We start from the raw sequence: 11838 nt of genomic DNA, 5'->3' as shown, positions 1-11838 counted from the left end.
AAATGTAAAACAAATTTTATAACGTATGAGAAAACTATCTTTTATCATTGCACTTCTACTTTGCGCGAATTTCACATTTGCACAAAAGGGGAAAGTTACTTCTGCGGTTAGCTTTTTCACGCAAGGAAAGTTAGACAAAGCCAAAGAATTAATAGATGAAGCTATCGTTCACGAGAATTGTGTAAGCTGGCCCAAAGCCTATTTTGTAAAAGGACAGATTTATCAAGCCATTTACGAGTCTCAAAATCCGGATTATTTGAAGTTGGTAAAAGACCCTCTGAATATCGCGTGGGAAGCTTTTCAACAAGTCATTAAACTGGATGATAAGGGAAAATTTAAAAAAGATTTGATCAATCAATATGCCAATCTGGTTGCTGATTTTCAAAATTATGGTGTCGAAAATTATAATAAAGGAGTAGATAATGATAATAACGCAAATCCTGACGCCGCAAAAAAAGATTTTGCCCTTGCTTTAGATAATTTTAAACGCGTGTTGGAAATCAATGCCTCGGAATTCGGAAGCCAAAGAGTTGATACGGCCATTATTTACAATGCAGGTATCACGGCCCAACGGGCAGGAGACTTGGAACAAGCATTGGATTTTTATAAAAAATCACTGGAATTGAACTATGACGCCTCAAAAGTATATCCGATGATTATCAGCATCCTGTTTACTCAAAGCAAGAATGCAAATGATGCTGGGGATAGCGTTTTAGGAAAAAATTATCAGGAAGAAGCTGTTCAGTATCTGCTGAAAGGACACGAACTGTTCCCGAATGAATCTTATTTGCTGATCCAGTTGATCAACTATTACCTACAAGGAGATACCCCGGAAAAAGCAGAACAATTCTTAGATGCGGCTATTGAACAAACACCCGACAATTCGGAGCTCTATCGTGCTAAAGGTGATATGTACGAGATTTTGAAGCAAACGGATAAAGCCGAAGCGATGTATCTTAAAACGTTGGAGTTAAATCCGGATGATTTCAGAGCCCAGTACAATTTGGGAAATATTCAGTTGAACAAAGTTATCGAAAAACATAACAAAATAGACGAACTGGATGACGCGAAGTATAAAGTGGCTTATGAACAGATATTGAAAGAATACGAGTCGGTTATTCCTTATTTTGAAAGAGCCTTGGAATTGGAACCGGGAGAGAAAAACACGTTGACCACGTTGAAAGAGTTATATTACCGGTTGAGAGAAAAACCCAATACGGACTATATGAAGAAATATGAAAAAACAAAAGAGATGCTGGAAAGTTTATAAAAGTCCGGTTGCTTCTAAAAAGACGAGATTCAAAAAGTCTCGTCTTTTTTATTGCAGTAGAATATATTTCAATCCTTTCCATATATTCTACTTAACATAATATAAATTATAGGACAAATTATACAAGTAATTCCCACGAGGCAATCTTTCATTTTTAATCGATAAACGATCTGTTTTTCAAATCCACTTTTTATTCTTATTTTTGTGAGTCAAAGTAATGAATAAAATTATCTCATGCGAAATAAAGTGGTAATCATTACCGGGGCTTCTTCCGGAATCGGTAAGGCGTTAGTATATGAATTTGCAAAATTCGGGAGTAAAATCGTAATGGCAGCCCGCAATTTGGCGGAACTTCAGCAAATGGAAAAAGAGCTGAACGATAAAGGTATTGAGGTTCTCGCGGTTCAAACGGATGTGACTCGTGAAGACGATTGTAAACATTTGATCGAGCAAACCGTTCAGAAATTCGGGAAAATTGATATTTTAGTCAATAACGCCGGGATTTCCATGAGGGCATTATTTGACGAGTTGGATGTGGACGTCATTCGGCGCGTTATGGATGTTAATTTTTGGGGAACGGTCTATTGTTCAAGATATGCTATCCCCTATTTACTTCATTCTAAAGGCAGTTTGGTCGGAATTATCTCTGTGGCCGGTTTTGTAGGTTTACCGGGGAGAACCGGGTATGCAGCAAGTAAATTCGCCGTAAGAGGTTTTTTGAACACCTTGCGGGTAGAAAATTTGAAAAAAGGATTGCATGTATTGGTTGCAGCTCCCGGCTTTACGGCTTCCAATATTCGTAAAACCGCTCTGGTTGCAGATGGAAACCAGCAAGGAGAAAGTCCCCGGGAAGAAAGTAAGATGATGTCTGCAGAGGAGTGTGCTGCAATCATCGTGAAAGGAATAAGAACACGGAAACGGGAAATTATTATGACATTAGTGGAGGGAAAAATATCCGTATTCTTAAGTAAATGGTGGCCCAGTTTGTTGGATAAACTGGCTTATAATCATATGGCCAAGGAACCTGATTCTCCTTTTAAATAATTGTGAATCGATGAGATTTTATGTATTTGTTTTTATTCTGAATTTCCTCTCTTTTTCTCTTTTCGCTCAGGAAAAGGGAATGCTGAAAATCATGAAATCTTATCCCATTCCGATAACTGTTTTAAAAATCAGTCGGACGGACTCACTCCGTTTTACCCGTATTCCCGATCTGGTTTATCGATCGGCACAATTAAAAAATGAACATATAGAAAATCCCGCCGTTCGTTACGCGTTGGAAAAACTTACCCGAGACAGATCAAAATATTACGAGTTGAAACAAGCCATAAATACGTTGAGGGGATACGCTGAAAATGAACATATAAAATATATGATAAATTATCTTCGGGCCTATTTTGAAACCATTGAAGAAAAAGAAAAAGCCATTCAACAAATACGGGAACGAATCAAAAAAGATAGCCTGGAATACCGTAAGAGAAATCCTATGGATTCGGCACGTTACGATATACTTTTGAATCAAGATTTGCAATCTCTTCTAACTTTTATGGAAAAAGATGAGAATTATCAATGGATGCGTGAAAAAAGCAGGGATTCCATTCCACTAATCATACTGAACGCTTCGGATAAACCCAATCAGGTTTGGTTGAATAGAGGAAAAACCTATTACTACTATTTTTCGACCAAAAGTGTCGCTGGAGATTCCGTAGGATCTTGGTTAAGAGTCTCTTCCCGTGGAAATCGGGTGAAGTTTTTTGTGGATGAAAACATGTATCAGAAGTACAGTCAATCCGATAAAATTTCAAAAGATATCAGCTTGAAGATACAGGACTCGGCCTATTTAAAATTAAAACCCCTGATACCTCTTCCGATAAAAAGAAACTACTGGCGGTATTACTGGGATATCAGTTTCGCATTCGGACAAGGATATTTTAGTGACAGTTGGGCTTCTGGGGGGGAAAATTCACTTTCTATTCTTTCCGATTTGAAGTATTTTTTAAATTACAAGAAGAACAGTTTATCCTGGGAGAATGCATTCCGGTACAGATTAGGGGCGCTAAAGAGCGGAAAGGAGGAGTTAAGTAAGAACGAAGATAAATTTGAAGTATTATCCAAATTAGGAGTAAAAGCTTTTAAACATTGGAATTATGCGGCTCAGTTCGATATGAATACGGTACTGTTCAGGACTCACAACTATCCTAAAAACGATCAAATTATCGCTAATTTTCTCTCTCCGGGTTACTTCACCATCTCCTTAGGTCTTGATTATAAACCTAAAAACAATATCTCTCTTTACCTCTCGCCTATTGCCGGACAATGGATCTATGTTCGGGATACGGCCAGAGTTGATCCGACCCGCTATGGCGTCGAAAAGGGAAAAAGGTACAGGAGTGATGCCGGAGCCAAAGTGGAATTAAGGAATGAGCATGAATTTTTTAAGTTTTTGAAAATAGATAACCGGTTGATTATTTTTTCCAGTTATTATGAGAAACCGGAATACATAACCGTTGATTGGCGTTTGAGTCTCGATTTCAAAATAAATTATTTTATGAAAACATCCGTTTATATGAATGCCATATACGATCAAAATTATTCGAAAAAAATACAGTTCAAAGAGACGCTGAATCTCGGTATATATTTTAGATTTTAACCTTATGATGAATTTTGAAAATTGTGAAATTGGTAATATCGTTATTCACGATATAGGAAATAAGTATGAAGAAGGAGATATCCGGTTTTCCGAATCTAATTTTGTTCCGGACGAACAGGATGTTCATAATCTGCTGAAAACTTATTTTCTGACTCCTTTTAAAAGAGATGCCTTTTATCGTTTTTCCGCCTACGAAGGAGAACTTTCCCGCAATCCCGTGTATGCGGCGATACGTTCTGTGTTCGAGGACCCTGCCTCTTTCTACAAGGCATCCATCGACATCGCCCGGCATTTGTTCGAACAATCCAACCATCCGAATATCAAATCCGGAGAACTCTATGTGGTGCATTTTAAAAACTGTTTATTGGAAGACGGAACTTGCGATGCGATCGGTATTTTTAAATCGGAGAATAAAGATACTTTTTTGAAAATCATTGTTAATCAAAATAGTTATCAACTGACCAGTGAGTCCGGTATCAACATTAAAAAGTTAGATAAGGCTTGTCTGATATTTAACATGAACGAGGAGAGCGGCTATCGGGTTACTGTTTTGGATAAAACTAATCATACGGAAGCGGTATATTGGACAACTGATTTTTTGGGATTGGAACAGCAGGAGGATGACTATTTTCAGACTTCCAATTACTTGAAGTTATGTAAAGATTTCGTACAAGAGGTTTATAATCAGGAAAACGATATTCCTAAAGCCGATCAGATCGATATGTTGAATAGATCCATCGATTATTTCAAAAAAGCAGACACGTTTGATGAAGATCGGTTTAAAGAAGAGATTGTCATGGATCCGCAAGTCATTCGCGCATTTGAAGATTTTAAAAATTTCTACGAGGAGAAAAATGAAATAGCCTTGAAGGACTCTTTCGACGTGTCGGATAGTGCCGTAAAAGATGAAAAACGTTATTTTAAACACGTTTTAAAATTGGATAAGAATTTTCATGTTTACATTCACGGCCAAAAAAAATACATCGAGAAAGGATACGATTCGACCAAAGATATGAATTATTATAAATTATTTTTCCGGGAAGAAAATTGAACCTCCATGATTAAAGCAACGAAAAGAATTATCATACTCTTTGCGGCCTTGTGTCTTGCGGGATTAATGGGAGCAGGAATCGGATATTACTATCTATTTTATCCGAATATTACGGTAAAAGACGACGGAATCATTTACGTTCGAAGCTCCGGTTCGATAACGGAGGTGTTGGATACCTTGCGAAGCCGGGGATATGTCAAACATCCCTCTACCCTGCTGCAGGTTGCCCGGTTGAAAAAAGCAAAAGCAAAATCCGGACGTTACCGGATCAGAGAAGGTATGAACAATAACGAATTGATCAATATGTTACGTTCGGGAAATCAATCTCCGGTACAACTGACATTCAATAATATACGTACGTTAGAAGAATTTGCCGGAACGGTATCTCTTCAATTGGCCGTATCGTCCGATGAATTACTCTCTCGGCTTCGTAATCCTGATACGACTGTCCGATACGGTTTTTCCCCGGAAACCGTGATCGGTATGTTTATTCCCAATACATACGAGATATATTGGAATACTTCAACTACTGATTTCTTGAATAGAATGTATAAGGAATACCAGCGTTTTTGGAATAAACAGCGTCTGAAGAAAGCGGAAGAGATAGGACTCTCTCCTCTTGAAGTGACCATATTGGCCTCGATTATTGAAGAAGAGACCGTAAAAAAGGAAGAGTATCCCATCATCGCCGGGGTTTACCTGAACCGGTTGAAAAAGGGTATCAAGCTGGATGCTTGCCCGACCCTTAAATTCGTGTTGGGAGATTTTACGATTACCCGGATTTTGGATCGCTATTTGGAAATAGATTCTCCCTATAATACTTACAAATATGCCGGCCTACCCCCCGGTCCTATCCGAATGGCCTCTATTCAGGTTATCGATGGCGTGTTGAATCATCAGAAACATGATTACCTCTATTTCTGTGCCAAAAGCGACTTTTCCGGTTACCATTATTTCTCCAGAACATTGCGACAGCATAACGCTCATGCGCGGGAATACCACCGGGAATTGGATAGAAGGAAAATTTGGAGATAATTAAGAAACCAATATCCAAGCAGAGAGGACAAAACAAATGGCAAAAAACTCAAAATTAAATACTTACTTTCTTTGCAAATTCGGAGTAAAGTAGTAACTTTGCGGGCGATAAAATAATTTTTATTATTTAATTTATTAATAAACAAACAGTTATGTTGAATCATTACGAAACCGTTTTCATCACAACTCCCGTTTTATCTGAAATACAGGTAAAGGAAGCGGTAGAAAAATTCAAAAACGTTATTACCCAGAATGGAGGTAATATCGAGCATGAAGAGGCTTGGGGACTGCGCAAGCTGGCTTATCCTATCCAAAAGAAAACTACAGGTTTTTATCACTTGCTTCAATTCGAGGCTGAGGGTACTTTAGTGGACAAATTAGAGACTGCTTACAGACGCGATGAGAAAGTGATCCGTTTTCTGACATTTAGATTAGACAAGTATGCTTACGAGTATGCGTTAAAAAGAAGAGCTAAAAATCAAGTAAAACAAGAGGAGAAATAAGCCATGGCACAGAACGAAAGCGAAATTAGATATTTGACCCCTCCTACGGTTGAAATCAAAAAGAAAAAGTACTGTCGGTTCAAAAAAGCAAGAATCAAATTCATCGATTACAAAGATCCTGAATTTTTGAAGAAATTCTTGAACGAGCAAGGGAAAATTCTTCCCAGAAGAATTACCGGAACTTCTGTGAAATTCCAGAAGAAAGTAGCAACCGCCGTGAAAAGAGCAAGACACCTTGCTTTGTTGCCCTACTTAACCGACTTGATGAAATAATTTTAAGGAAGGAGGACGCAAATGGAGATTATACTATTGACAGACATAGCAAACTTGGGTCATAAGGATGACATTGTAAATGTTAAACAAGGTTACGGTCGTAACTACCTTATTCCCCAAGGTTATGCTATTTTAGCAACAGAGTCAGCAAAAAAAGTAGTTGCTGAGAATTTGAAACAAAGAGCTCACAAAGAAGCAAAATTGAGAGCTGAAGCTGAGGAACTTGCAGCAAAATTGGCTGAAGTAAAACTTACTGTCGGAGCTAAAACCAGTTCTACCGGTAAGATTTTCGGTTCCGTTAACAGCATCATGATTTCTGAATGTCTGAAAGAGAAAGGATTCGATATCGACAGAAAGAAGATCATGCTGAAAGATGTGAAAGAGATTGGAACTTACAGCGCAATCATCAAACTTCACAGGGAAGTGAAAGTCGATGTAGAATTCGAAGTAGTTTCAGAATAATTAAAAACAAGTCATAAACAAGACTTAAACGTATTTCCAAACATATTCCAAACGAAAAGCACCTTTACGGGTGCTTTTTTTATGTACATTTCACCTTCATGTAAATAGAAAATGAAGTGAAAATCTTATCTTTGCAAGAATTGGAGGATAGATTTTATGAGCGAACAATATATTGAGTTGAAGGGTATACGGGTTCATAATCTGAAGAACATCGACCTGAAAATCAAACTGAATCGGCTGATAGTGATTACCGGTGTATCCGGAAGTGGCAAGTCTTCTCTGGCTTTCGATACTCTGTACGCGGAAGGACAACGTCGTTACGTGGAGAGCTTATCCGCTTATGCCCGTCAATTCTTGGGACGTCTGAATAAACCGGAATGCGATTATATAAAGGGGATTCCCCCGGCAGTAGCGATAGAACAGAAGGTAAATACGTCCAATCCGCGTTCAACGGTAGGTACATCTACCGAATTATACGACTACATCAAGTTGTTGTATGCCCGTATCGGTAAAACCATCTCTCCCGTTTCCGGTGAAGAGGTAAAACGGCATAGCGTAGACGATATTTGTGATTATATTATTCAGGGGCACGCGGATAAAAGCGTCATCATTATGGCCAAGCCTGTTTCGGTGACGAAAGAGAGTTTGGGACTTTTGATGAATCAAGGGTTTAGCCGTATCAAGTATGGTCATGAATTTACGCGTATATCCGATTTTTTAGAGAGCAATGAAGAGGTTAAAACGGATGTTCCCCTGTTTTTGGTTATCGATCGGGTTACCGTGCATGAAGAGAAGGATACCATCTCCCGGATTAACGATTCCGTTGAAACGGCTTTATATGAAGGACAAGGAGTATGCTACATCGAATTGGACGGAGAGATTCGTTCTTTTTCCAACAGATTTGAGGCCGACGGTATGACTTTTGAAATTCCCTCCGTCAATATGTTTAGCTTTAACTCCCCGATCGGGGCATGCAGCAAATGCGAGGGATACGGTAAAATTTTAGGTATAGACGAGGATCTCGTTGTCCCCAATAAATCATTGAGCCTGTATGACGATGCCGTCATGTGTTGGCGCGGAGAGAAGATGAGCGAATGGAAGCACTATTTCATTCGTCAGGCTCATCATACGAATTTTCCCGTACATAAGCCCTATTACGAATTGACTAAAGCGGAAAAAGAGCTTCTTTGGAACAGTCCGACGGGAATTTATGCTTTTTTTGAACATTTGGAATCCAAAAAATACAAGATTCAGAACCGGGTGATGATTGCACGTTATACCGGAAAGACCAAATGCCCGGTCTGTCATGGAACTCGTTTGAAGAAAGAGGCTTCTTACGTGCAAGTAGGACATAAAGCCATCACCGATTTGGTCGATATGCCGATCTCGGAGCTGAAATATTTTTTTGAACGACTGTCTCTTTCAGAGCCGGATCAACAAATAGCCGATCGGGTTCTTCCGGATATTCATAATCGAATTGAATTTCTGTTGGACGTGGGCTTGGGGTATTTGACCTTGAACCGTCTCTCTTCTTCCCTCTCCGGAGGAGAATCGCAGCGTATCAATTTGGCCACTTCTCTCGGGTCGGCTTTGGTGGGTTCTTTGTATATATTGGATGAACCCAGTATCGGATTACATTCCAGAGACACGGATCGCCTGATTCAGGTTCTGAAAAGATTAAGAGATTTGGGTAATACGGTGGTTGTCGTTGAACACGACGAAGATATTATGTTGGCGGCGGATGAGATTATCGACGTGGGTCCCTTGGCGGGCAGACTGGGAGGAGAAATCGTATACCAGGGCACTTTAAATGAGATACGGGAAGCAGATACGCTAACGGCTGATTATCTGTCCGGCAAAAAACACATTCCCGTACCGGATCATCGTCGGACTTCTCCCTATCGGATCGAACTGAAAGGAGCGACCGAAAACAACTTAAAAAACATAGACGTCAGGATCCCTCTCGGCATCATGACAGCGGTAACCGGTGTAAGCGGTTCTGGAAAAAGTACCCTGATCAGAACGATTCTGGTTCCCGCTTTGAAAAAATACTACGGGGATTATTCGGATAGAACCGGAAGTTTCAATCGTCTTTCCGGTGACTTAGACCGGATTTTTGATGTCGAATTTATCGACCAGAACCCTATCGGCAAATCTTCCCGCTCGAATCCGGTAACTTACATTAAAGCCTGGGACGATATACGAAAAATTTTCGCGGAAGAAAAACTATCCAAGACGAATGGTTTCAAACCGGCTTTTTTCTCTTTCAATGTTCCGGGTGGAAGGTGTGAAGAGTGTCAGGGAGAAGGTATTATAAAAGTGGAAATGCAATTCATGGCCGATGTATACCTGGAGTGTGAACATTGTAAAGGACGTCGTTTCAGAGAGGAGATACTGGAAGTAAAATACAAGGATAAAAATATATACGATATCCTGGAGATGACGGTCAATCAGGCGGTTGAGTTTTTCGGTACCGGTAGCAGTCACAGTGAACGGAGCATTGTTAGCAAATTGCAAAAACTGGTAGACGTGGGGCTGGGATATATAAAACTGGGGCAAGCCTCCAGTACGTTAAGCGGAGGAGAGAGTCAGCGCGTAAAGCTTGCTTACCATTTAAGCCAGGAAAACGCGGACCCTACCCTATTCGTGTTCGATGAACCTACGACAGGTTTACATTTTCACGATATCCACAAATTGATGGAATCCTTAAATGCTTTGATCGACCGAGGACACACCGTTTTAATCATAGAACACAATATGGACGTAATCAAATGTGCCGATTACATCATAGATTTAGGCCCCGAAGGAGGTAACGAAGGAGGTTATTTGGTTTTCGAAGGAACTCCCGAAGAGTTGTCCAAATGCCAGAATTCCTACACGGGAAAATATTTAAAAGAAAAATTAGAGATGTACCAATAAGCGTTTGAAACATACAGATATGAAGAAAATTATTGATTTTACAGTAAAAGAAAATCAGCCATTAAATCAGGATACCGTTCTGCTGGTACTTCATTCCGATGAATTACCCCCCATTCTACCGGGACAATTCGTAAACGTGAGAGTAGACAAATCCCCTTCCACCTTGTTGAGACGTCCTATATCGGTTCATGATGTGGATGAAGAGAAAGGCCTTCTCTATCTCTATATTAAAGTAGTGGGATGCGGAACGGCAACCTTGGGAGAACTTAAGCCGGGAGAAAAGTTGAATATTATCCTTCCTTTAGGAAACAGCTTTAAAATACCACAGGATGGCAAATGCCTGCTAATCGGAGGCGGTTGTGGGGTGGCTCCCATGCTCCATCTATCGCGTGTCATGCAATCCGTGGGAATGGATCCCGTTCTTTTGGTCGGAACCCGCACGCGAAAAGAGATTTTACGCCGGGAAGAGTTTGAAAAATATGCAAAAGTATACTACACAACTGAAGACGGTTCCTACGGAGAAAAGGGATACCCAACGCAACATTCGATATTGAAAGAGCACTTCGACCATATCTTCTGTTGCGGGCCGGAAGTGATGATGAAAGCAGTTGCATCTTATGCTGACAAGAATAATATTGATTGTCAGGTATCCCTCGAGAACACGATGGCATGCGGGATCGGCGCTTGTCTCTGTTGCGTAACGGAAACAACGACAGGCCATAAATGTGTATGCACGGAAGGTCCTATTTTTAATATAAAAGATTTAACATGGCAGATTTAAGTATCAATATCAACGGGTTACAGCTGAAAAATCCGGTTTTAACTGCTTCCGGGACATTCGGATACGGGATAGAGTTTCAGGATTTCATCGACTTAAATGCATTGGGCGGTTTTATCGTGAAAGGTACCACCTTAAAGCACCGGGAAGGAAACCCCTATCCCCGTATGGCAGAAACGCCTTCCGGAATGTTAAATGCGGTAGGCCTTCAAAATAAGGGTGTGGATTATTTTATCGAACACATTTATCCGGAGATACAAGCGATAAAAAGTAATATTCTGGTAAATGTTTCCGGATCTACCGTGGCCGATTACGTGATGACAGCGGAAAAAATCAATGAACTGGAAAATATACCGGCCATTGAACTTAATATTTCTTGCCCTAACGTGAAAGAAGGCGGTATGGCCTTCGGAACCAGTTGTGCTTCTGCCCGAGAAGTGATAAAAGAAGTTAGAAAGGCATACAAAAAACACCTGATGGTGAAATTATCTCCCAACGTGACCAATATTCAGGAGATCGCTCTTACCGCCGAAGAGGCTGGGGCTGATTCCGTCTCCCTGATCAACACGTTGATGGGAATGGCCATCGATACAAAAAGTCGTAAACCTGTTCTGAGTACGGTTACCGGAGGGCTAAGCGGCCCCTGTGTAAAACCGGTAGCTCTTCGAATGGTATGGCAGGTTGCCAAGGTCGTAAAAATACCGGTTGTAGGTTTAGGAGGAATAACTTCCGCTAACGATGCCATCGAATTTTTATTGGCGGGAGCATCGGCAATCCAAATCGGCACGGCCAATTTTATAGATCCGGCTATTACGCTAAAAGTGATACGGGGTATCAATGAATATTTGGATCAGAACGGTTTTAAATCCGTTAAAGATATCATTGGTTTGATTTAAA

Annotated in this window: 11 protein-coding genes; all 11 read left to right on the top strand. The window is 40.2% G+C overall.

Going from position 1 to position 11838, the window contains the following annotated elements; genetic code table 11:
• The first annotated feature begins 25 nt into the window (after window positions 1-25).
• Entirely contained in the window at window positions 26-1270 is a 1245-nt protein-coding gene (locus NVS78_RS08985; RefSeq protein WP_286358897.1) for a tetratricopeptide repeat protein, read from the top strand.
• Window positions 1271-1504: 234 nt separating this feature from the next.
• Window positions 1505-2314: an SDR family oxidoreductase gene (locus tag NVS78_RS08980; RefSeq protein ID WP_286358896.1), complete on the top strand. Its 810-nt coding sequence runs from the start codon at window positions 1505-1507 to the stop codon at window positions 2312-2314.
• Between the two features lie 10 nt (window positions 2315-2324).
• Window positions 2325-3920, top strand: a complete 1596-nt coding sequence (locus NVS78_RS08975) for a DUF3078 domain-containing protein (protein ID WP_286358895.1) — start codon at window positions 2325-2327, stop codon at window positions 3918-3920.
• Window positions 3921-3924: 4 nt separating this feature from the next.
• A complete protein-coding gene (locus NVS78_RS08970; RefSeq protein ID WP_286358894.1) occupies window positions 3925-4971 on the top strand; it encodes a nucleoid-associated protein in 1047 nt (348 codons plus the stop codon).
• Between the two features lie 6 nt (window positions 4972-4977).
• Complete coding sequence (gene mltG, locus NVS78_RS08965) at window positions 4978-6006, top strand: endolytic transglycosylase MltG (RefSeq protein WP_286358893.1); 1029 nt, start codon at window positions 4978-4980, stop codon at window positions 6004-6006.
• 155 nt (window positions 6007-6161) lie between these two features.
• On the top strand, window positions 6162-6509 hold the full coding sequence (rpsF, locus tag NVS78_RS08960; protein ID WP_200889858.1) for a 30S ribosomal protein S6: 348 nt from the start codon (window positions 6162-6164) through the stop codon (window positions 6507-6509).
• 3 nt (window positions 6510-6512) lie between these two features.
• On the top strand, window positions 6513-6782 hold the full coding sequence (gene rpsR / locus NVS78_RS08955) for a 30S ribosomal protein S18 (protein WP_286358892.1): 270 nt from the start codon (window positions 6513-6515) through the stop codon (window positions 6780-6782).
• 21 nt (window positions 6783-6803) lie between these two features.
• Window positions 6804-7244: a 50S ribosomal protein L9 gene (gene rplI, locus NVS78_RS08950; RefSeq protein ID WP_041503645.1), complete on the top strand. Its 441-nt coding sequence runs from the start codon at window positions 6804-6806 to the stop codon at window positions 7242-7244.
• A 156-nt stretch (window positions 7245-7400) separates the two neighbouring features.
• Entirely contained in the window at window positions 7401-10163 is a 2763-nt protein-coding gene (gene uvrA / locus NVS78_RS08945; protein ID WP_286358891.1) for an excinuclease ABC subunit UvrA, read from the top strand.
• Window positions 10164-10182: 19 nt separating this feature from the next.
• Complete coding sequence (locus tag NVS78_RS08940; RefSeq protein WP_286358890.1) at window positions 10183-10944, top strand: dihydroorotate dehydrogenase electron transfer subunit; 762 nt, start codon at window positions 10183-10185, stop codon at window positions 10942-10944.
• Window positions 10932-11837: a dihydroorotate dehydrogenase gene (locus NVS78_RS08935; RefSeq protein WP_286358889.1), complete on the top strand. Its 906-nt coding sequence runs from the start codon at window positions 10932-10934 to the stop codon at window positions 11835-11837. The genes NVS78_RS08940 and NVS78_RS08935 overlap by 13 nt, the downstream gene beginning before the upstream one ends.
• Window position 11838 lies beyond the last annotated feature (1 nt).

The sequence above is a fragment of the Gabonibacter chumensis genome, from assembly GCF_024741215.1.
In the GTDB taxonomy this organism is placed as follows: Bacteria; Bacteroidota; Bacteroidia; order Bacteroidales; family Marinifilaceae; genus Gabonibacter; species Gabonibacter massiliensis.
Note: the sequence above shows the minus strand (reverse complement) of the source record. Positions and strands in the feature narration are given on the sequence as shown.

Bases quoted from the DNA above. Each gene is read 5' to 3' on its own strand.
- NVS78_RS08985 (WP_286358897.1), top strand. From the start codon at position 26: ATGAGAAAACTATCTTTTATCATTGCACTTCTACTTTGCGCGAATTTC.
- NVS78_RS08980 (WP_286358896.1), top strand. From the start codon at position 1,505: ATGCGAAATAAAGTGGTAATCATTACCGGGGCTTCTTCCGGAATCGGT.
- NVS78_RS08975 (WP_286358895.1), top strand. From the start codon at position 2,325: ATGAGATTTTATGTATTTGTTTTTATTCTGAATTTCCTCTCTTTTTCT.
- NVS78_RS08970 (WP_286358894.1), top strand. From the start codon at position 3,925: ATGATGAATTTTGAAAATTGTGAAATTGGTAATATCGTTATTCACGAT.
- mltG (WP_286358893.1), top strand. From the start codon at position 4,978: ATGATTAAAGCAACGAAAAGAATTATCATACTCTTTGCGGCCTTGTGT.
- rpsR (WP_286358892.1), top strand. From the start codon at position 6,513: ATGGCACAGAACGAAAGCGAAATTAGATATTTGACCCCTCCTACGGTT.
- rplI (WP_041503645.1), top strand. From the start codon at position 6,804: ATGGAGATTATACTATTGACAGACATAGCAAACTTGGGTCATAAGGAT.
- uvrA (WP_286358891.1), top strand. From the start codon at position 7,401: ATGAGCGAACAATATATTGAGTTGAAGGGTATACGGGTTCATAATCTG.
- NVS78_RS08940 (WP_286358890.1), top strand. From the start codon at position 10,183: ATGAAGAAAATTATTGATTTTACAGTAAAAGAAAATCAGCCATTAAAT.
- NVS78_RS08935 (WP_286358889.1), top strand. From the start codon at position 10,932: ATGGCAGATTTAAGTATCAATATCAACGGGTTACAGCTGAAAAATCCG.